The sequence below is a fragment of the Streptomyces flavusporus genome (genome assembly GCF_046267975.1).
GTDB classification, from domain to species: domain Bacteria; phylum Actinomycetota; class Actinomycetes; order Streptomycetales; family Streptomycetaceae; genus Streptomyces; species Streptomyces flavusporus.
This window is the reverse complement of record NZ_CP176503.1, coordinates 5,607,047-5,626,607: the sequence shown is the minus strand read 5'-3', so window position 1 is coordinate 5,626,607 and position 19,561 is coordinate 5,607,047. Positions and strand designations below refer to the sequence as shown.

At 69.7% G+C, this 19,561-nt stretch carries 17 protein-coding genes and 1 pseudogene; 13 read left to right on the top strand and 5 right to left on the bottom strand.

Annotated elements, in window-relative coordinates:
• Positions 1 to 240 precede the first annotated feature (240 nt).
• From ACKTSN_RS26725 to ACKTSN_RS26705, 5 genes are all read left to right on the top strand, one after another.
• On the top strand, positions 241 to 2,526 hold the full coding sequence (locus tag ACKTSN_RS26725; RefSeq protein ID WP_409471436.1) for a serine/threonine-protein kinase: 2,286 nt from the start codon (positions 241 to 243) through the stop codon (positions 2,524 to 2,526).
• Between the two features lie 281 nt (positions 2,527 to 2,807).
• Complete coding sequence (locus tag ACKTSN_RS26720; RefSeq protein ID WP_409471435.1) at positions 2,808 to 3,038, top strand: response regulator transcription factor; 231 nt, start codon at positions 2,808 to 2,810, stop codon at positions 3,036 to 3,038.
• Between the two features lie 471 nt (positions 3,039 to 3,509).
• On the top strand, positions 3,510 to 4,070 hold the full coding sequence (locus tag ACKTSN_RS26715) for a DinB family protein (protein WP_409471434.1): 561 nt from the start codon (positions 3,510 to 3,512) through the stop codon (positions 4,068 to 4,070).
• Between the two features lie 82 nt (positions 4,071 to 4,152).
• Entirely contained in the window at positions 4,153 to 4,701 is a 549-nt protein-coding gene (locus tag ACKTSN_RS26710; RefSeq protein WP_409471433.1) for a cupin domain-containing protein, read from the top strand.
• A gap of 163 nt (positions 4,702 to 4,864) precedes the next feature.
• On the top strand, positions 4,865 to 6,457 hold the full coding sequence (locus tag ACKTSN_RS26705; RefSeq protein WP_409471432.1) for a multicopper oxidase family protein: 1,593 nt from the start codon (positions 4,865 to 4,867) through the stop codon (positions 6,455 to 6,457).
• A gap of 150 nt (positions 6,458 to 6,607) precedes the next feature.
• Here ACKTSN_RS26705 and ACKTSN_RS26700 read toward each other — a convergent pair whose 3' ends face one another.
• On the bottom strand, positions 6,608 to 7,540 hold the full coding sequence (locus ACKTSN_RS26700; RefSeq protein WP_409471431.1) for a PAS domain-containing protein: 933 nt from the start codon (positions 7,538 to 7,540) through the stop codon (positions 6,608 to 6,610).
• Between the two features lie 255 nt (positions 7,541 to 7,795).
• Here ACKTSN_RS26700 and ACKTSN_RS26695 point away from each other — a divergent pair, with 255 nt between their 5' ends.
• From ACKTSN_RS26695 to ACKTSN_RS26680, 4 genes are all read left to right on the top strand, one after another.
• A complete protein-coding gene (locus ACKTSN_RS26695) occupies positions 7,796 to 8,086 on the top strand; it encodes a zinc-ribbon domain-containing protein (protein WP_224734699.1) in 291 nt (96 codons plus the stop codon).
• A 262-nt stretch (positions 8,087 to 8,348) separates the two neighbouring features.
• Positions 8,349 to 8,627 carry a hypothetical protein gene (locus tag ACKTSN_RS26690; protein WP_409471430.1) on the top strand — a complete coding sequence of 93 codons (279 nt, stop codon included), beginning with the start codon at positions 8,349 to 8,351 and terminating at the stop codon, positions 8,625 to 8,627.
• Positions 8,602 to 8,856 (top strand): hypothetical protein, encoded by a 255-nt coding sequence (locus ACKTSN_RS26685; RefSeq protein WP_409471429.1) that lies wholly within the window; start codon positions 8,602 to 8,604, stop codon positions 8,854 to 8,856. Before ACKTSN_RS26690 ends, ACKTSN_RS26685 begins: the two co-directional genes overlap by 26 nt.
• 200 nt (positions 8,857 to 9,056) lie before the next feature.
• Complete coding sequence (locus tag ACKTSN_RS26680; protein WP_409471428.1) at positions 9,057 to 10,634, top strand: carbohydrate-binding protein; 1,578 nt, start codon at positions 9,057 to 9,059, stop codon at positions 10,632 to 10,634.
• Positions 10,635 to 10,744: 110 nt separating this feature from the next.
• Here ACKTSN_RS26680 and ACKTSN_RS26675 read toward each other — a convergent pair whose 3' ends face one another.
• Complete coding sequence (locus tag ACKTSN_RS26675) at positions 10,745 to 11,929, bottom strand: MFS transporter (protein WP_409471427.1); 1,185 nt, start codon at positions 11,927 to 11,929, stop codon at positions 10,745 to 10,747.
• Between the two features lie 73 nt (positions 11,930 to 12,002).
• Here ACKTSN_RS26675 and ACKTSN_RS26670 point away from each other — a divergent pair, with 73 nt between their 5' ends.
• The 3 genes and pseudogenes from ACKTSN_RS26670 to ACKTSN_RS26660 all read left to right on the top strand — a co-directional run bounded on the left by ACKTSN_RS26670 (position 12,003) and on the right by ACKTSN_RS26660 (position 14,458).
• Entirely contained in the window at positions 12,003 to 12,995 is a 993-nt protein-coding gene (locus ACKTSN_RS26670) for an ArsR/SmtB family transcription factor (protein ID WP_409471426.1), read from the top strand.
• Between the two features lie 174 nt (positions 12,996 to 13,169).
• A complete protein-coding gene (locus ACKTSN_RS26665) occupies positions 13,170 to 13,676 on the top strand; it encodes a glutathione peroxidase (RefSeq protein ID WP_409471425.1) in 507 nt (168 codons plus the stop codon).
• Positions 13,677 to 13,731: 55 nt separating this feature from the next.
• Positions 13,732 to 14,458 (top strand): annotated as a pseudogene (locus ACKTSN_RS26660) (MerR family transcriptional regulator).
• Positions 14,459 to 14,565: 107 nt separating this feature from the next.
• On the opposite strand, the gene ACKTSN_RS26655 reads toward ACKTSN_RS26660, so the two are convergent.
• The 3 genes from ACKTSN_RS26655 to ACKTSN_RS26645 all read right to left on the bottom strand — a co-directional run bounded on the left by ACKTSN_RS26655 (position 14,566) and on the right by ACKTSN_RS26645 (position 16,901).
• A complete protein-coding gene (locus ACKTSN_RS26655) occupies positions 14,566 to 14,754 on the bottom strand; it encodes a DUF397 domain-containing protein (RefSeq protein ID WP_409471424.1) in 189 nt (62 codons plus the stop codon).
• Between the two features lie 183 nt (positions 14,755 to 14,937).
• A complete protein-coding gene (locus tag ACKTSN_RS26650; RefSeq protein ID WP_129800053.1) occupies positions 14,938 to 15,795 on the bottom strand; it encodes a helix-turn-helix domain-containing protein in 858 nt (285 codons plus the stop codon).
• A 353-nt stretch (positions 15,796 to 16,148) separates the two neighbouring features.
• Positions 16,149 to 16,901 carry a GOLPH3/VPS74 family protein gene (locus ACKTSN_RS26645; RefSeq protein WP_409471423.1) on the bottom strand — a complete coding sequence of 251 codons (753 nt, stop codon included), beginning with the start codon at positions 16,899 to 16,901 and terminating at the stop codon, positions 16,149 to 16,151.
• Positions 16,902 to 17,124: 223 nt separating this feature from the next.
• On the opposite strand from ACKTSN_RS26645, the gene ACKTSN_RS26640 reads away from it, so the two are divergent.
• On the top strand, positions 17,125 to 19,548 hold the full coding sequence (locus tag ACKTSN_RS26640) for a D-alanyl-D-alanine carboxypeptidase (RefSeq protein WP_409471422.1): 2,424 nt from the start codon (positions 17,125 to 17,127) through the stop codon (positions 19,546 to 19,548).
• The last annotated feature ends 13 nt before the right edge of the window (positions 19,549 to 19,561 follow it).

The following is a 19,561-nucleotide window of genomic DNA, read 5'->3' as shown; positions in this document are numbered from 1 at the left end:
GTGCCACAGCCGTACCAGAGGCAGGAGTGCCCAGCGGGCGCACAGAGAACCTGGCCAAAGGCCCTTCCGTCCTGCGGGCGGAAGGGCCTTTGCGTTTGTGGCCGCCTGAGCGCCAAGGCTGCTGCGGGCAGCTGATCCCGAGCGGCGTCGTGAGAAGCGGGCAGGCTTTCGTGCCCCTGCCCCGGCCCGCCACCACCCCGGCGCCCTCCGCGTCGTGCTTCCGCCGTAAAGTCTTGACGCGTGCGCGGACGACGACTTGACGATCGCTACGAACTGATCGAGCTCTTGGGCTCCGGCGGCATGGGGGAGGTCTGGCGGGCCAGGGACAGGGAGTTGGGCCGTGACGTGGCGGTCAAGATTCTCCTCGCGGCGCGGAACGACGGTGCGGACCGGGAGGAGTCGCTGGCCCGCTTCCGGCGCGAGGCCCGGGTCGCCGCCGCCCTGGACAGCCCGCACATCGTCGCCGTACACGATCACGGGACGGACGACGGCAGCCCGTACCTCGTGATGGCGCTCGTCGAGGGGCGGACGCTGGAGCAGATCCTGCGGGAGAGCGGGCGAGTGACTGTCGCCGACGCGCTGCGGTGGACGGCGGACGTCTGCCGAGGCCTGGACGCCGCGCACACGGCCGGGGTCGTTCACCGTGACATCAAGCCCGCCAACATCATGGTCACCGGCGAGGGCATCGCCAAGATCGTCGACTTCGGCATCGCCAGGTTCACCGAGTTCCGGGCCACCGACCCACAGTTGACGCACACCGGGCAGCTTCCCTTCGGGAGCGTCCAGTACATGGCGCCCGAACGCTTCCACCAGCGCCGGGGTGACGGTCGTACCGATCTCTACGCCGTGGGCTGCGTCCTGTACGAACTCCTCGTCGGCAGGCCTCCGTTCGTCGGCGACGCGGCCGGCGTGATGTACAACCACCTGCACGACGAGCCCCTGCGGCCCAGTCGGGCACGTTCCGAACTCACCTCCGCCGTCGACCGGTTGGTCCTCGACCTCATGGCCAAGGATCCGGACGACCGGCCCCGCGATGCGAAGGCGGCACTCGCACGCATGGAAGCGGCGGCGCGGGCGCTCGCTCCGGCACCCGCACCGGAGACGGAACCTGTTCCGGCGTCGTCGCCGGATGCCGTACGGGAATCAGGTCCCGAGGATGCCAAGCCGCCCACCACCCCACGGCCGGTGCCCCGGGACGTCTCCAAAGAGACCTCGGCGCAGTCCCCCTGGGTCCCCACGGACCCACCACCCTCCACCCCGCGCCGCCCCCGCCGCCGCACCACCGTCCTCGCCGCCGTCGCCGCCCTGTTCGCCCTCGGCATCCCGGCCGGAATCGGCCTGAGCATGTCCTCCTCGGACGGCACCGAGGACGAGGGCCGGACCCAGGCACCGGCCGCCGACAAGACCTCCGCGGCCCCGACGTCGTACACACTCGGTGTTGCGTACCACTGGGGAGAAGGCGAGGACGGGCAGGATCCCCGGATCCGCACGCAGATCGTCAAGGCCGCGCTGAAGGAGGCCGAGCGCAGGGCGAAGCGGAAGATCCCCGTCAACGTCGTCGCGGTGCAGGACTACGGGCAGACGCCCGCACATGAGCTGCTGGAACAGCACCCGGGGATGATCGCCCTCGTCGGCGCCATCGACGACTTCGCGGACGTGGAGACCGACTGGTCCGACGACATGGCCGTCGTCGACACCTGCGACGGCGCAGGCCGTCCGGACTCCGAATCCCTCCTTCTTGCCCCGGAGTCCGAGGTGGGACGGCAGGCGGGCCGCTACCTCGCGGGGGCGTACGGCGTCGGCAAGGTCGTGGAGGCGTCGGACAGCTACTGGGACACGGACACCGACGAGGACACCTTCGGGCACGGCCTGCGCGCGGCCGGCCTCACCGCGCTGCCGCTGCCTTCGCAGAAGGGCACCGACGACCTGACCCCGAGCCGGATCACAGCGGATCTGGACACCTCACGGCCGGACGCCGTGACGGTGGCCGATCTGAGGGCCGGCGGCGGCGAGGAGACCATCGTCCCGACCGTGCGCAAGCGCGGCACACTGATCGCCGTCCACGCGAGCTACGCCTCGGCCTGCGACATCGGCGACGACTTCGAGATGTTCGCCGGGGAGGACAGGCAGCTCCCCGACGACAGCCTTCGCTTCCGCACCTTCAACGACGAGCAGCAGAAGCCCGACTGCACGGAGTTTCCCAAGCTGTGCACTGCCCCGGCCGACCTGAAGAAACTGCTGAAGCACCGGGGAGCGACCGAGCTGTACGACGGCACGCTCGCGATCGCCGCGGGCCTCGACCGCGTGTTGGGTGACGGCGAACGGCCGGCCGCCGACAGCATCCGTCCACAGCTCCCGGCCACCCTCGACACGGTCGTGAGCGACGGGCTCCTCGGGCGCTACACCTTCAAGGGACACCAGGCGCAGGGCCGTCCCGTGTGGGTCGACCGCCTGGTGGACGGCAGCTGGAAGCAGCTGGGAACGGTCCAGCGACTCACGGGCCAGGCAACGAACGGCACCGGATGACGACTGCCGGGGGGCACCAGCGGAAACGCCCCGGACCGATCATGGTCCGGGGCGTTTGGCATCAGGTTCCGACATCAACCGTGCAGCTCTTCTCTGTGATCGCGCTGCGGCGCGCCCGCTGACGTACCCCCGTGACACGTCTGTGACAGTCGGCGGACACCGTCGTGAAGTCGCCCGGTCAGACTCTTCAAAAGAGGGCAAATAGCACTATTCGGGCATGCGCCTCCTGCTTCCGAGGGTGTGAGCAGTGCTGACCGAGCCGATCCGTCGGAGGAAACCCCATGAGCCTCACAGCCACCATGCCGCACGTCGAGACCCCCGCACCTGCACTGGCTCCGCGTGAGCGGGAGACACTGCGCCATATCGCCGAAGGGCGCACCTACCTGCAAACGGCCCGCCACATGGGACTCTCCAAGCACACGGTCGACGCCTACCTCCGCCGCATCCGGACCAAGCTCAACATCAACAGCACGGCCGAACTCACCCGACTGGCCATCTCCCTGGGACTGTGACACCCGGCCGCCCGAGTCCGACCGACCGCGCGGGAGCAGTCGATCCGCGACACCGTATCGCCATGCCTGCACCACGAGAACTCGTCGAAACAGACATCCCACCGAGCATTGCTGGGGCTGTGGCCGGCACTGGGCGCGCAAACCATCGCCGACCGGACGCTGACCGGATACCGGTTGAAGTGGGTCTACATGCGGGGCGCCTACGGCCGCCCGCTCAACCCGAAGAAGCGCAATCGCTACGGATAGGGCCTGCCAGGGGTGATTCAGGGGGACGGGATCTTCCTGGGCCCGCCTGCCGGCCGGCCAACACCCGCGCACCAGACCTGCTAGAGCGGCTTGCCCCCTGCTCCCCGCCCGCTCTGGCGGGTGGAAGTCGATGGCGCAGTACCCGGCTGGAACGGCCGCGCACACCCGTTCGCCCGGACCGAAACTGACTGGCGAGCTCGGGCCCTCACGGACGAGCATGTACGCATGAGTGACCAACCCGCGCGATGGAGCCAGGCCACCATCTACCCCGACATGTGGGCCGACCCGGACGACGACCCCCGCAACAGCGAAGGTGTCAGTCCGGACGGCGAGCTTGCGACGCTGCAGGACTTCCTGACGAACTACCGCATAACCCTGCGGATGAAGTGCGAGGGCCTGGATGCGGAGCAACTGGCCCGTCGGTCGGTTCCGCCGTCGACGATGTCGCTGCTCGGCCTGATTCGGCACCTCGCCGAGGTGGAACGGGACTGGCGCAACTGGATCAGCGACGGTGATCCGCTGCCGAAGCTGTACGGCGAGCGTGACGCGGACTTCGACAGGGCTGTCGCCGAGCAGGCCGAGGTCGACGCTGCGTACTCCGATCTGGAGCGCGAGCAGGCCGCGCTGGACGCCGCGCTGGCCGAGCACCCTGATCTGGGCGAGCGTCCGGGGAAGGACGGGATCGCAGTTCGGGAGCTGATGGTGCACAGAATCGAGGAGTATGCCCGCCACTGCGGGCACGCCGACCTGTTGCGCGAGTGCATCGACGGGAGGGTGGGCCAGTGACGAGTCCGGGTGTCTGACGGACTCCGGGGCGGGCGGTGGGATGGGGGGACCCGCCGGGCACCTTCCGGGAATCGAGCATAGGATGACGGAAGGTAGCGAAAGCGACACCTGGGAGGCCGTGATGGCGGCTCTCCGCTTCGTAGTCGAACCGGACGAGGGAAATTCGATCTGGCTCGCGGGCCTGGGGGTCGATTTCAAGATCGGGGGTGAGGACACCGGCAACCAGTTCTCGATCGTCGAGCACCCGATCGAGCCGGGCCGTCTCATACCGCCGCACGTGCACAGCCGCGAGGACGAGTTCACATACGTCCTGCAGGGCCGGGTCGGCGCCCGGGTGGGTGACCACGAGGCAACGGCAGGGCCGGGCTCGTACATCATCAAGCCGCGAGGGATCCTGCATACCTTCTGGAACGCCGGACCGGAACCGGCGAGGATCCTGGAGATCATCTCCCCCGCCGGCTTCGAGGGGTTCTTCGAAGAGTTGGGGAGGGCCGCCGAGACGGCGGCCGATCCTGCCGAGTTCCTCCAGCGACGCGCCGAGCTGGGCGAGCAGCACGGTCTGGGGTTCTCGGACGAGTGGGTCGCCGAACTCACCGCCAGGTACGGGCTCAAGCTGCTCGGCGAACCGTGACCGCGGGACACGCCGCCCGTCCTCCAGTCGGCTTCGTCCCACCAGGTTTGAGCGAGGAGCCTTGTCGGGCGGCACCTGCGTCCCCAAGGGCCGCGCCCCCGATTCGTGAGACGCGCCGCATCAGTTCTCACATATAAGACCACAAGACAGGTCTTATTTACCCATGCACACATATACGCGGCGCACCTTGCTCGGTGCCTCGATCGTGGCGGCCGGCTCGGGAGTCCTGACCGCCTGTTCCGGGTCCGGCGCGCACCCCGGGGTCACCGACCGGACGGGCGGCGGGTACAGCGGCGGCGGCTTCGTCCCCAAGGGGCCCAAGGGATACGTCAACCCGTCCGACCCCGAGGTCGTCGCCGCCGAGAAGAAGCGCGGGTCCGGCCCCGTCCGCAGGTTCACGCTCACCGCCACCGAGACGTCCCTCGACCTGGGCGGACGAACCGTCAGGTCATGGGCGTACGGCGACACGCTGCCCGGCAAGGAGGTCCGGATCACCGCGGGCGACGTACTCGATCTCACGCTCGCCAACCATCTGCCCGAGGCGACGACGCTGCACTCGCACGGTATCCGGATGCGCTGCGACATGGACGGCGTGCCGGGCCTGACCCAGTACTCCATCAAGCCCGGCGCGGACTTCACCTACCGCTTCGCCGTGGCGCACCCGGGCACGTACTGGCTGCACTCGCACTCGGGCATGCAGCTCGACCGCGGCCTGTACGCCCCGCTGATCGTCGAGGACCCCAAGGAGCCGTTGTCCTACGACAAGGAGTGGGTCGTCGTCCTGGACGACTGGCTGGACGGCGTGGCCGGATCCACCCCGGACGGCGTGCTCGCGCAGTTGCGGAACGGCAAGGGCGAGCCGATGGACATGGGTGAGGGAGACGTACACAACGGTTCGGACCATGACAGATCCGCCGGCCCCTCCCGCATCCTGCGGGGCTCCCGCAGCCGCATCCTGCACAGCGAGGGAGGCAACGTCGACTACCCGTACTACCTGGTCAACGGCCGCCTTCCGCAGGCTCCCTCGGTTTTCCGGGCCCGCCCCGGGGACCGCATCCGGCTGCGGATCATCAACGCCGGGGGCGACACCGCCTTCCGGGTGGCACTGGGCGATCACGAGATGACGGTGACGCACACGGACGGCTACCCGGTCGAGCACACGAAGACGGACGCGCTGCTGCTCGGTATGGCCGAACGCTACGACGTGCTGATCACCGCCAAGGACGGAGTGTTCCCGCTGGTCGCGCTCGCCGAGGGCAAGAACGCGCGCGCCCTGGCAGTCCTGCGCACCGGCAGCGGGAAGCTCCCCCGGCCCTCCGTGCATCCGGACGAGCTCGAGGGCCGGGTCGTGCCCGCCAGACGGCTCGTGCCGGACGAATCCGTGGCCCTCAGCGACGACGAACCGGACCGCGAGATGCGCATCAAACTGACCGGCGGCATGGAGAACTTCGACTGGGGCTTCGACCACAAGCCCTACTCCATCGAGCAACGCGTCCCGGTCCGGGAAGGTGAACGAGTCCGCCTGAGCCTCATCAACGCCACCGACATGTGGCACCCCCTGCACCTGCACGGCCACACGTTCGCCCTCACCGGCATCGACGCGGCCGGAGCCCGCAAGGACACCGCCCACGTACTGCCCCACCGCAAACTCGTCATCGACTTCTACGCCGACAACCCGGGCCTGTGGATGCTGCACTGCCACAACCAGTACCACTCCGAGTCCGGCATGATGACCATCCTCGGCTACCGGAAGTGACGATGGTTCAGATTCCGCTGCGGGCGGCGTGTACCCGGGTCCGCGGAGGCGGGCCCGCGGCGCGAACGGCCGCGATACGGGCCCGCAGATGTGAGCGGGGGCGTCAGCGACGCCCCCGCCCAGCGCGGTGCGCTGGGGCCGAGTTGGCCATCAGTTCGGCCGTTGGCGGGCAGCGAGCAGCGCGACGTCGTCCTCGCTGAAGGGCGCTGACGCACCGGCCCGCCCCAGGATCACGACACCGACACAGCGTCCTGCTGTGGGCAGCGGGACGACGAGAACCGAGTGGACCCCGGCCGCGCGGAAGATCCTCACCCTCTCGGGGTCGACCGTCACCTTCTCGATCAGTTCGTCCGTGGCCCGATTGCCCAGCCATGGCCGCCCGGTGTCCATGCACCGCCGGGTGACCGAAGTCCGCGGCAGGTCCAGGTACTCATCGGGTCCGCCCAGGTGACGTAAGTGCCATCTCAGTTCCTGCGGGGCGGAGAGTGCCGTCTTGCGCAGTCGGAGCATGCCGGGAGCAGGCGTACCGCAGAACTCGTCCTCGACGATCCCGACCGCGGCGACATCGGCCATGGAGGGCGCAAGGAAGTCGGCCAGCTCGGTGCACGTGGTCTCGATGTCGAGTGTGGTGCCGATCCGGGTGGCCGCAAGGTCCAGCAGGGCAAGCCGCTGATGTGCGTTCTCGAGGTCGTCCAGGTATCGGCCCAGGTTGCTGACCTCGACGCCGATCCCGCATACGGCAAGGCCTCGGTCCCGCGTCTTCAGCCGGTGGAAGACCCCACGCCACAGCCTGCGACCGAGGTGGGAGGGGACGCGTGTGGTGCCCGTGAAGGTTGCCTCCCGGGGCTGCCCGTCCTCCAGCACCTTGAGCAGGACGTCGTCGGGCCAGGAGACGTCGGGCAGCACCTCACCCAGGGGCCGGCCCAGATACGCGGCGGCGGGGACGCCACTGACCCGGACCCACGCAGGATTGACGTAGAGATAGCGAAGCCGCTCGTCGAGCATCACCACGGGAGCCAGGGTCTCTTCGATGATCCGGCGCAGCAGCCCGCACTCGCACTCCGCGTCCATCAGGGCGTCCATCGACCTCGGCGTCTGTCGTGGACGGCCCTGGCTCAGGGGAAGGACCCACGACGGCGGAGGTCGTTCAGCGGCCACTCGTCGTCCTCTTCTGATCGCTGTCCTGACCAGGTCAATCCCTCCCATCCTGTGGCAGAGATCGGCGTAGCGCATCTCGGGGTGCGCCGGCGAGCGGTACGTCGTCGGGCCAGGGTTCGCGTGAGCCACCCGCTCGGTGGCACTGTGTCGGTAGGCGCCGACCCGGGAAGGACCGAGATCGTGATCATCTTTGGTACCAAGGGATATCTGTACCAACTCGCGATACTGACGCTCGTGTGCGGGCAGTGCGGTAATCCCGCCGCGCACACGCTCCGGAAGCGCGTCACCAAGTTCACGCTGTTCTTCGTGCCGCTGTTCCCGGTCTCGACGAAGTACCTGACTCAGTGCACCTTCTGCGGCGCAGAGCAGAAGGTGTCCCAGGCGCAGGCGGAGCAGCTTCAGGCGCAGGCAGCCGGCGGCCCACACGGCCAGGCGTACGGGCAGTCGCAGCAGCAGCCGTACCAGTCCTGAGCCAGGGCGGAGAGCTTTCGCCGGGTTGACCGGTGAGTGGCCTGGTGGACGGCCCGGCTCACCTCCGCCCCTCGCCCCGGCACACCCCCGGGACGGCCCCGGGACGGCCCCCGCTCCCTGTTCCAGCTCGAGCAGAACGTCCCCGAACCGGGCATGGTCCACAACGGCCCGTATCACCGAGGCACTACAGCTCAGCCGACGCCGCCCCGAACCCTGGGAAGAGGCCCGGACTCTGGTCGGGCTGGGGGCTCTCGACCTGAGCGTGGGCGAAGGGGACCGGGCCATCACGCATCTCATCCCGGGGGTGGACCTGGCCAAGCGACAGCGCAACGACTGGGTCGCCTCGATGGGGCTCGTCGTTCTCGGTCTCTCCCACTACTTCGGCAGGCGCAACGAGGAGGCGCTGGCCTGCTTCGCCGACGCCCACACCCACGCCGGGACGGACGGCAGACCGCGCATGCTCGGCAGGGCCCTGAGCTGCGCCGCCGACGCCCACCTCCGCCTCGGCCAGTACCGTGGCGGCCAAGAGCCTGCTCCGTGAGGCAGTCGACCTGGTCGAGCAGGTCGGCGACACCTTCCTCTGCGCCCGCAGTCTGACCCGGCTGGGCACGGCGGAGCAGGGCGAGGGAAACCCGCACGCGGCCATCGCCTGGCTGGAGATGGACATCCGTTCCCGCCTGGGCCGCGCCTACCTGGCGACCGGCCGCCTCCGCGAGGCGGGCGAGCAGTTCCAGGCCGTGCTCGACGTGCGGGCTCACGACGCCCGGTAGCGGCGACTGTTCATGTTCCTGAATAAAGATCAAGTACGCGTCTATTGACGGGTTCACGGCAGCCGCCTTACCGTCCCGAGAAAGCGCTTTCCCCAGGTGCATTCTCCTCGTCCGGATCCGGGATCCGGCCGCCCAGCTCATTCACGATCGTTTCACGTTCATGAACCTGACGGCACCCGCTGACCAACCAGGAGACAACGATGCAACGAAGAGCCGCCCTCATGTGCGTCAGCCTGCTGACCGGCACGCTCGTCGCGCTCTCCGGCACCATGGCGCAGGCCGCGACCGCCCGGTACGAGGCCGAGAGCTCACCGTCCGTCTGCACCGGCACCATCGACTCCGACTGGGCCGGTTACTCGGGCAGCGGGTTCTGCAACGGCACCAACGCGGCCGGCGCACACGCACAGTTCACCGTGAACACGCCCGCCGCGGGCACCGCGACGCTGAGGGTCCGCTTCGCCAACGGAACCACCACCGCGCGCCCGGCCGGCCTGGTCGTCAACGGGTCCACGGTGCAGACCCCGTCGTTCGAAGGCACGGGCGCCTGGTCGACCTGGGTCACCAAGACCCTGACCGTGTCGCTGAACGCGGGCAGCAACACCGTCCGGCTCAATCCGACCACCGCCGCCGGTCTGCCGAACATCGACTACCTCGAGGTCGAGACGGGCGGCGACACCACCCCGCCGCCGACCGCCGACGCGCTGTACGTGGCGCCGAACGGCACCGACAGCGCGGCCGGAACCCAGACGTCCCCCACCACGCTCACCTCGGCGATCAGCCGCATCACCCCCGGCGGCACGATCTACCTGCGCGGCGGGACGTACAACCACTCGCAGACGATCACCATCCCGGCCGGCAACAACGGCACCGCCGGCGCCCGTACGAAGCTGTCCGCCCACCCCGGTGAGACCCCGGTCCTGAACTTCTCCGCCCAGAGCGAGTCCTCGTCCAACCGCGGGCTCGCCGTGAACGGGTCGTACTGGCATGTCTCCGGCATCGTCGTCGAGCGGGCCGGCGACAACGGGATCTTCGTCGGCGGCAGCAACAACGTCTTCGAGCGCACCGTGACCCGCTTCAACCGTGACACGGGCCTGCAGCTCTCACGGCTGGCCTCCACCACCCCGCGCGACCAGTGGCCGTCCAACAACCTCATCCTGAGCGCCGAGTCGCACGACAACGCCGACTCCGACGGCGAGGACGCCGACGGCTTCGCCGCGAAGCTCACCTCCGGCCCCGGGAACGTCTTCCGCTACGCCGTCGCCCACAACAACATCGACGACGGCTGGGACCTCTACACCTACGCCGACGAGGGCCCCATCGGTGCCGTGACCATCGAGGACTCCCTCGCCTACGAGAACGGCACCCTCAGCGACGGCTCCCAGGCCGGGAACGGCGACCGCAACGGCTACAAGCTCGGCGGCGAGGACGTCCCGGTCAACCACGTCGTCCGGCGCAGCATCGCCTACGACAACGGCAAGCACGGGTTCACCTACAACCGGAACCCCGGCACGATGACGGTCTCGAACAACGTCAGCATCGACAACACCGAGCGCAACTTCTCGTTCGACGCGGGCACTTCGGTGTTCCGCAGCAACACCTCGTGCCGCAGCGGCAGTGGGACGAACGACCGGATCGTCGGTGACGCCGACAGCTCGAACCAGTTCTGGTCCGGTTCGAACGGCTCCCGGTGCTCCTCGTACGCCGGTGCCCTGGGCTGGTCCTACGCGGCGGACGGCCGCCTGGTCGTGACGTTCGGCGGGAATCAGGTGACGCCGTAACTTCACCGGAACCCTTCTCGCGGCCCGGCCGGCACCCCGAGGTGCCGGCCGGGTCAGTGGTTCGCGTCGGCGAGGATCCCGCCGTCCGTGCCGCGTGGCGCCGCCCCGCTTCACGCCTCCACGGATGCCGGCCTCGCCTCGGCCTTCCGCAAGCTCCGGGCCAGGCACCCCGTCACCACGATCGACGCGGCCGCCATCACCGTCATCCCCACCGCGGGCGAGGTCAGTTGGGCCACCGTGCCCGCGATGGCCGCTGCCACGCCCTGCATGGTGAGCATCCCGGCGGAGCGCAACCCGAGGGCGTGACCCGCCATGTCGTCGGGGGTGAGGGACATCAGGCGCTCCTGCTGGACCAGGCTCGCTGCGAACCCGACGTTGGAGAGGCACACGGCCAAGGCGGCCAGGACCACCCCCGGCCGCAACACGAAGAACAGATACGGCGTCGCCAGCAGCAGAAGCAGCGGGGTGGCCAGCCGGGGGCGCAGGGCGGGCGGTACGAAACGGCCGATGATCACGTCACCGACGAACATGCCCAGCGCCCCGCACGCGAACAGCGCGCCGGCGGCGTGCGGGGCGTAGGAGACATAGAGGGAATCGCAGCCGACGACCAGGCCGTTGGGGATCCACAGGCCCAGGTAGGTGAGGCGGCGCGGGCGCGAGGACCACAGGAAGGCGTTGGTACGCCAGGTCGCCGCGACCGAGAGGCGGCCCGAGGAGCGTGGCGGGCGGGCGGTCAGGCCCAGGCGGTAGCCCAGGGCCGACATCAGGTACAGCGCCGCCGCGAGGAGCAGGCAGGTGCGCGGGGACAGGAGCGCCAGGAGCGCGCCGCCGGTCGCGAACCCGATGACCTGCATCAGCCCGGAGGCCATGTTGAACACCGAACGCCCCAGCACAAAGCCGTCCTTGGGGAGGATCTCGTTGAGCAGGCCCCCGGTCACTCCCCCGCCCAGCGACGCGATCAGGCCCTGCGCGAGGACGACGCCGAAGACCGCCCAGATCGGCAGTCCGGGCAGTGCCAACACCGCCGTGAGGGCCGCGAAGGCGAGACCCATCCCGGCCAGCGTCGACCGAGGAGGCAGCCGGTCGGCACCCGAGAGCAGGAAGGTCGCGCCCAGCACCTGCGCCAGCTGCGGCCCGAACATGCTCATCGCCGACAGCAGCGGCGAGTCGGTGGCCCGGTAGACCAACGTGGCGAGCGACAGACCACCGATCGTCAGGGCCGCGTTGTAGGCGGCGTAGGAAAGGAAGAAGGGGGTGAACTCCGGGGTACGGAAGAGATCGCGGTAGCTGCGCATGCACGGGAGTCTCGGAGCGGCCGGGCGGCGATCGTTATTGTTTCGCTCGTCGGCGAAACCTACGGGGGTGGTCATGGGCTGGTGGCAGCTGAACGCCGACACCCTCGCCCGCAGCCGGTTCACGCTCTCCCCGTTCGCCGAGACCTTCGCGAGCCTGAAGCTGCTGCACGCCGGCACCGGCGCCCATCCCGGCGAGGAGGCCTGGCTGCGCACCCACCTGCCCGGCTACCGCGCGCTCCTCGCGGCCGACCCGGTGACCGCGCAGCTCGTCCGCGCCGGGCTCGGCAAGTCCTGGATCGCCGACTTCCTCGCACCACTCCCCTGCGACGGGGAGCCCCTCGAGGAGACACTGGCCCAGGTGCGTGCGACCGACCCCGCCGAGGCCCGCGCCAACCTCCGCGTCTCCCTCCCCGGCCCCCTCCCCGCCGCCCTGGAACGGGACGACCTGCCGGACCGGGCGGCCGCGCTCCTGGAGTACGTCTGGACGGAGACCGTACGGCCGTACTGGGACCGCCGACGCCGCGTTCTGGAGGCGGACGTGGTCGCCCGGACCGCGCAGGTGAGCCGGGGCGGTTGGGCGGCCGTACTGGACTCCCTGAAGCCGGGGCAGACGCGCTGGCTCGGCGACAACCGGCTCCAGGTGAACGTGCACGAGTACCCGCCCCGCGACATCTCCGGCGCCGAACTCGTCCTGGTGCCGGTCACGCCGGGGCACGGCTGGGTGTACTGGGAGATCCCGAAACGGTACGCCATCGTCTACGGCTGCACGGGCGCCCTCGCCGACCCCGGCGCCCGGCTCGTGCCCGCGAGCCTCGGCGCGCTGCTCGGCACCGCGCGGGCCGGGGTACTCGTCCTCCTCGACTCACCCATGAGTACGAGCCAGTTGGTCGCCGTGACCGGACAGGGGCTCGGCTCGGTCGGGCGGCATCTGAAGGTGCTGCTGGACGCGGGGCTGGTGCAGCGGCGGCGGGCGGGACGGTCGGTGCTGTACTCGCGCACGGCGGCCGGGGAGGTGCTCGTGAAGGCGGCGGGACCGGGCCACGGGCCCGACACCTACCGGAGCTAGTGCCGCGGCAGGCAACGTTTGCCCGTCAAGGAGCGGCGTCCGGTGCGTGCTCTCGGCGTGCCGGCCGGAAGTCCTCGTACTGGACGTACTTGGGCTTTCGGCCGGTGCGGCGAGAGGGCGTGCCGGGCGTCGCGACGGGGCGAACGTTGCCTGCCGCGGCACTAGCATCCGCTCATGACTGCTGACACCAACGCATCCCCCCTCGATGTCGAGATCGGCTCCCTCCAGGGCGGTTCCGCGGACCTCTCCCAGTACGCCGGCAAGGCCGTGCTCGTCGTGAACGTGGCCTCCAAGTGCGGCCTGACCCCGCAGTACACGGGTCTGGAGAAGCTCCAGGAGCAGTACGCGGAGCGCGGCTTCACCGTGCTCGGAGTGCCCTGCAACCAGTTCCTCGGCCAGGAGCCCGGCACCGCCGAGGAGATCGCCGAGTTCTGCTCGGCGACGTACGGCGTGACCTTCCCGATGACCGAGAAGGTCGAGGTCAACGGGGACGGACGGCATCCGCTGTACGACCGCCTGGTCGGCTTCGCCGACGCCGAGGGACACAGCGGCGACATCCGCTGGAACTTCGAGAAGTTCCTGATCGGCCGGGACGGCACGGTCGTCGCCCGCTTCTCGCCGCAGACCGAGCCGGAGGCGGCGGAGGTCGTCGCAGCCGTCGAGGGCCAGCTGGCTGGTTGACCTTGCCCCAGGGTCAGGGCTGAACGTCCTTCGCACCGGGTGGAAGAGCCGCCCGGTGACGGAGGATGACGTGGTGGACCTTCACGGCGAAGAGCTGCTCACCATCGGGGCGTTCGCCGCGCGGGCCCGGCTGTCGGCCAAGGCGCTGCGGCTGTACGACCGCCTCGGGCTGCTGGCCCCGGCGCATGTCGACGAGGTCAGCGGCTACCGCTACTACCGCGCCGACCAGATCGAACGCGCCCGCCTCGTGGCGCTCCTGCGCCAGCTGGACATGCCGCTCGCACGGAAAGTTCGTGGTCGAGACGGTGGACGTGCCCGAGCAGGTGCTGATCACCGAGACGCGGCATGTGCTGGCGGGCGAGCTGCCGGCGTGGATCGGCGCGTCGCTGGGACGTCTGGAGGACGGGGCACGGGAGTGCGGCGGCATCACGGCGGCGCCGTTCGTCGTGTACCACTCCGACGTGTCGATGGAGAGCGACGGACCGGCCGAGTCGTGCGTGCCGGTGGCCGACGAGGCGGCGGCCCGGGCATGGGTCGAGAAGCAGGGCCGTACGCGGGAGACGAAGGTCCGTGTGGAGCCGGCTCAGCGGTTGGCGTACACCCGGGTCATCAAGGCGCAGGTGGCCCATCCGCAGATCCTGGCCGCCTTCGAGGCGGTGGAGGAGTGGATCCCGAAGCAGGGGCTGTGGCAGGCCGGCCCGTGCCGGGAGGTGTACTTCGCGGACTGGGACACAGCGGGGGCCGAGGACCCGGTGTGCGATGTGGCGTTTCCGGTGAGGTGACGGCGGCCCTGCCGAGCAGGGCCTGGACAGGGCCGAGCCCCCTCGGCCGGGACGGCGGGCCAGTCGAGAGGGCTCTTTCTGTGGTGCGCGTGGGTGTTGGACGGGCGTTACTTGACCGACGCCACGAAGACGTTCCACGCATCGACGGGGAAGGCCAGAACGGGGCCTTCGGGGGTCTTGGAGTCCCGGACGGCGAGCGCCGACGGGACAGGAGACTTGATCTCGACGCAAGCGCCGTTTCCGGTCGAGTATGAGGATTTGGTCCACTCGGGGGTGGCGCCCTGCTGAATTGCCATGGTTGCTCCGGTCTGGCAAGTTGACGAGTCGCCAACGTTGTTGATCGATGGCGTAATCGACGCTACTCGCCAACTTCCCCGCCTGAAGAAGCGATTCACTCGACCGGATGGCATATTCCAGAGGAGTCTTCCTTTCAGGCGGGCGAACCTGTACTCTCCGCCGCCCTTACGGGGTGCGGAGCATCAGCCCGCATACTCTTTCGCGACATCTGCAATGAACTGGCGCGATTGGTCCACATTCAGGGCCTGCGCCCTGAGGTGTTCGTACATGACGCAGTACTTCTGGACATCGGCGGGCTTCTCCAGATAGAGATCGCTGGTGACGCCCTCGATGTAGACGACGCTCGAGTCGCCCGCATCGGGGAACTCCAGGACCGCGTACTGGCCGTTGAGGCCGGGGTGCGCCCCCACCGAGTACGGCATGACCTGAACGGTGATGTGCGGAAGCCGGGACATCTCGACCAGGTGGTCCAGCTGTTCACGCATCACCTGCCGGTTTCCGACGACGCGCCGCAGGGCGGCCTCGTCGAGCACCGCCCACAGGCGCAGCGGGTTCTCCTCGGCGCAGATGCGTTCCTGCCGCCGCAGGCGCACCTGGACGCGTTTGTCGACCTCGGCCTCCGACGTCTCGGGCAGTGCGCCCTGGATGAGCGCCTCGGCGTACGGCCGCGTCTGCAACAGGCCGGAGATCACCTGCGGTTCGTAGACCCGCAGCGAGGCCGCGTCCGTCTCCAGACCGATGTAGACGCTGTACGGGATGTCCCCGAACGCGTGCCACCAGCCCTGCTGACGTGAGTCCTTGGCCATCTGCATCAGCGAGTCGACGATCCGGTGGTCCTCCACCTCGTAGACCCCGCACAGGTCACGGACGTCGCGCTGGCTGATGCTGCGCCGACCGTTCTCCAGTCGGCTGATCTTCGACTGCGACACCAGCAGCCGCTCCGCCACTTCCTCGGCCGTCATGCCCTTGAGCTCACGGAGCCTGCGCAGCTCCTGGCCCAGCCGGCGCCGCCTGACGGTGGGATTGACATTGGACGCCACGGGACGTGCACCTCCGGCTGCATGCCTCGAACTCTGCCACTTTGCGTATCTGCTGCTGAGCAGACTGCCACCACGGTGCTTCTTACCGCTGGGAAACAGCGGATATGCGGCGCGTACGCGTCAGTTCGCCCGCGCACATGCGACCGCGCGGGGCGGTGGGACCCGTCCGTCGTCCGAACGACGGGTTCCAGCCACCCCGCGCGGACCGCTGCGGCTCCCGAACCAAGTCTGTGGGGCGTCTGTGGGGCCCTGTTCCATGGCTCGGCGGCGCGTGGCGGTGCGTGGTGCGGACGTGCTGCTTGCTGCGTGCTGTCGTGCTGCCCTGCTGTGGTGCGGTGCCGTGGGACTGCGGCTCAGTGAGCCACGGCTCGCGTCATCGATCCGCGGCGTGACTGCGCCGGGACCCCGCGGGCGGGCTCCGCCGCGGGCCTGGCTCCGGCGGCCGCTCGACCGGCCGGTGCCGCGCTGCGGCGCGGCTGGGCCGCCACGCCGTTCTGGACGTCCATCACGGCGTGCGCCACGAGACCGCCCATCGGGTCATGCCGGATCAGATCCCGTAGCCGGGAACGCGACGAGCGGCCCTCGTTGCCCGGATACAGGTGCTTGCCGAGGCCGACCGCGTGGGCCAGTGCGGCGAGCGCCGCGGTCCGCGGGTCCGGCGGTACGCCGGTGCGGATCGCTGAATCCAGCCGGGACCTGATCTCCCGGCTGATGGCGTTGTCCGTCGCCTGGTAACGAGTCGTCGGCAACACCCCGCACATCTGGCCGGCCACGGCATGCACCATGCCGCACCGCTCCAGATGCGAGAGGTAGGTCTGGCGGAGCCCCAGTCGTGGCCCGCCGATCCAGTGAACTGCACGTACCGGAGCGCCGCGCCTGCGCAGCAACTCCAACGCGCAGTCCAGCGTCGGATCTCCTGTCGGCCGTGGTACGACCACGGCGATACGATCCCCGTCTGGGGCTATCCGTCCGGCCAGCGCCAGCTCCACTAGCTGTGCTCCGGCCAGACCGAGGTCGAGCGACTGCGGCTGTGCAGTGGTACCCGTGGCCGGGTCCAGTGCCAGCAGCAGAAGCTCTTCCGGAAGTGTTCTGCGGCTCCTGCCCATCCATGCCTCCCCGCGTGGATGAATGACAGGGTGACCCCTCTCACATTGGTCTGTCGAGGGTGCGTGACCGGTTCGTAGTGGAACCAGTAGGTATGTCGTTCTCGTCTACCGCAGGGGTCAAGTCCGCACACAGGACACTGGTACATGGTTCGGACAGGCCTGTGGAACGGTGTCCCAGGCGGCTGTTCCACGGTTTCGGGTAGGCGCACGGTACGTGCGCCGCATGGAGGAGGCATCGGTGGCGGGCGAGTCCCCCGACAGGTCGAAGCAGCGCGAGTCGTCGGCAGAACCGACGTCGGGGAGCGCGGGTCCGGTTCCCGAGGCCAGGAAGGCCGCGGCGGGCGATCCTCGGCTCGCCGTGGCGCGGGAGTCCGCGCCGGGCGACGCGGGCGGTCGCGTGGATACGGCCACGCAGGTGCTCTCCGTGCGGGAGCTCTCCGAGGATGCGGCGAAGGACGGTGACACCGGCGGCCGCGAGGAGCAAAACCGTGCCGAGGCGAAGGGTGACGAGCGGTTGCGCACGGCTGTGGCCGCGTGGGTGACGTCCGCGGACGAGAAGCGGTCCGCTCCCGCGGAGACGGACGAGGACGCCAGGGAGAACGCCGGCGGGAACGCCGAGCAGAACGGGGACGACGCGGCCGAGGAGGCCTCTGCGAACGCGGCCGAGGAGACGACCGAGCAGGCGGCTGTGGACGCCGACGAGGTGACCGGCGCGGAGCCCGACCGGGAGGCGTCTACGGAGGCCGCCGAGGAGGCTTCTGCGGACGCCGAAGGGGAGACCGACGAGCAGGCATCCACGGAGGGTGCCGAGGAGGCCTCTGCGGACGCGGCCGAGGAGACGACCGAGCAGGCGGCTGCTGACGCCGACGAGGCGACCGCGGAGACCGCTGAGGAGACCTCAGCGGACGCGGCCCAGGTGGCGGCCGAAGAAGCGGCTGCCGACGCCGAGGCGACCGACGACAACGCCGAGGACGCCAAAGACGCCGACAGCGCCCAAGAGGCCGACGGCAGCGACGAGTCCGGCCGTGACGGCGACGGCACCGGTGGCACCCCCAAGCCCGTGGACCAGCCCACCGCTGTTTTCCGGGCCGTACGACCCGCCAAGCCCGCCGTCGACCAGCCCACCACCATGCTGAAGCTGGGCGACGTCAAGAAGGCGCCGAAGGAGGGCGCTGAGCAGGCCGCCCCCGCCTCCGAGGCCGAATCCGAGCGCACCAGTAAGTTCGTTGCCCTCAAGCCGCTGGACGACCCGGAGACGCGCAAGCCCCGTCCGGCCGAGGCCACCACCGCGCTGCCCAGGGTTCCCGCGGACGCGACCACTCCTGTTCCGCAGGTCGGGCCGGAGCGGACGACGCAGCAGCCGCTGCCGCCGAAGCCGCCGCTGGACCTGCTGGCGGAGCTGACGAACACGCCGCCACCCCCGGAGACGGCGCTTCGGACGCTGGTACGGCGAGTCAAGATCTGGACGCCGCTGGCGCTGCTGCTGGCGATCGTGTTTGCGATCGTGCAGGCCGTGCGGCCGTTGCCGACGCCCACGCTCGAGCTCACCGCCGAGGAGTCGTACACCTTCGACGGGAAGCAGGCCGAGCTGCCGTGGCCCGGCGAGGGCCAGGGCTGGATGGACGTCACCGGCATCGGCACGATGGGCAACTTCGGCGAGCAGAAGCCGGTTGCCATCGGCTCGGTCGCCAAGGCCATGACGGCGTACATCATCCTCAAGGAGCACCCGCTGAAGGCGGGCGAGGAGGGCCCGAACATCGAGGTCGACGCCACCGCCGAGAAGGAGGGCGGTTACGACCAGCAGGGCGAGTCCACGCTGAACACCGTCAAGAAGGGCGACCAGCTCACCGAACGGCAGGCGATCTCCGCCATCATGATTCCCTCCGCGAACAACATCGCCCGCCTGCTGGCGCGTTGGGACGCCGGTTCCGAGGAGGCGTTCGTCAAGAAGATGAACGACACCGCCAAGGAACTCGGCATGAAGAACACGACGTACACCGACCCCTCCGGTCTGCAGGAGTCCACGGTCTCCACCGCCGAGGACCAGGTGAAGCTGGGCAACGAGCTGGTGCGGATGCCGGCGCTGGTGGAGATCACCAAATTGCCGGAGTGGACAGACCCGTCCGGCCAGAAGTGGCGCAACTGGAACACCCTCGTGCCGTACGACGGCGCCATCGGCATCAAGACCGGCACCACCACCGCGGCCGGCGGCAACCTGCTCTTCGCCGCCACCAAGGAGGTCGGCGGCGAGACGGTCACCGCCGTCGGCGCGATCCTCGGTCAGCACACGGCGCCGATCATCGACACCGTGAACGCGGTCAGCAAGACCGCGATGCTCGGCACGCAGGACGCCCTGACCTCGGCGAAGATCCTGAAGAAGGGTGACGTCGTCGGGTATGTGGACGACCAGCTCGGCGGCCGTACGCCGGTCGTCGTGACCGAGGACGTCGCCGCGGTCGGTTGGGCGGGGCTGAAGGTGGAGCTGTCCTTCGCCTCCGACGACGTACCGCACACCGCGAAGGCCGGCACCAAGGTGGGCACGCTCACCGTGGGTGACGGCAGTGGTGGCGCGGTGGAGGTGCCGGTCGCCCTGCAGTCGGACCTGTCCGAGCCGGGCTTCACGGCCAAGCTGACCCGCATCGCCTGATTCCCGCAGTCCC

Bases quoted from the DNA above. Each gene is read 5' to 3' on its own strand.
- ACKTSN_RS26720 (WP_409471435.1), top strand. From the start codon at position 2,808: ATGAGCCTCACAGCCACCATGCCGCACGTCGAGACCCCCGCACCTGCA.
- ACKTSN_RS26715 (WP_409471434.1), top strand. From the start codon at position 3,510: ATGAGTGACCAACCCGCGCGATGGAGCCAGGCCACCATCTACCCCGAC.
- ACKTSN_RS26710 (WP_409471433.1), top strand. From the start codon at position 4,153: ATGACGGAAGGTAGCGAAAGCGACACCTGGGAGGCCGTGATGGCGGCT.
- ACKTSN_RS26705 (WP_409471432.1), top strand. From the start codon at position 4,865: ATGCACACATATACGCGGCGCACCTTGCTCGGTGCCTCGATCGTGGCG.
- ACKTSN_RS26700 (WP_409471431.1), bottom strand. From the start codon at position 7,540: ATGGACGCCCTGATGGACGCGGAGTGCGAGTGCGGGCTGCTGCGCCGG.
- ACKTSN_RS26680 (WP_409471428.1), top strand. From the start codon at position 9,057: ATGCAACGAAGAGCCGCCCTCATGTGCGTCAGCCTGCTGACCGGCACG.
- ACKTSN_RS26675 (WP_409471427.1), bottom strand. From the start codon at position 11,929: ATGCGCAGCTACCGCGATCTCTTCCGTACCCCGGAGTTCACCCCCTTC.
- ACKTSN_RS26670 (WP_409471426.1), top strand. From the start codon at position 12,003: ATGGGCTGGTGGCAGCTGAACGCCGACACCCTCGCCCGCAGCCGGTTC.
- ACKTSN_RS26665 (WP_409471425.1), top strand. From the start codon at position 13,170: ATGACTGCTGACACCAACGCATCCCCCCTCGATGTCGAGATCGGCTCC.
- ACKTSN_RS26655 (WP_409471424.1), bottom strand. From the start codon at position 14,754: ATGGCAATTCAGCAGGGCGCCACCCCCGAGTGGACCAAATCCTCATAC.
- ACKTSN_RS26645 (WP_409471423.1), bottom strand. From the start codon at position 16,901: ATGGGCAGGAGCCGCAGAACACTTCCGGAAGAGCTTCTGCTGCTGGCA.
- ACKTSN_RS26640 (WP_409471422.1), top strand. From the start codon at position 17,125: ATGGAGGAGGCATCGGTGGCGGGCGAGTCCCCCGACAGGTCGAAGCAG.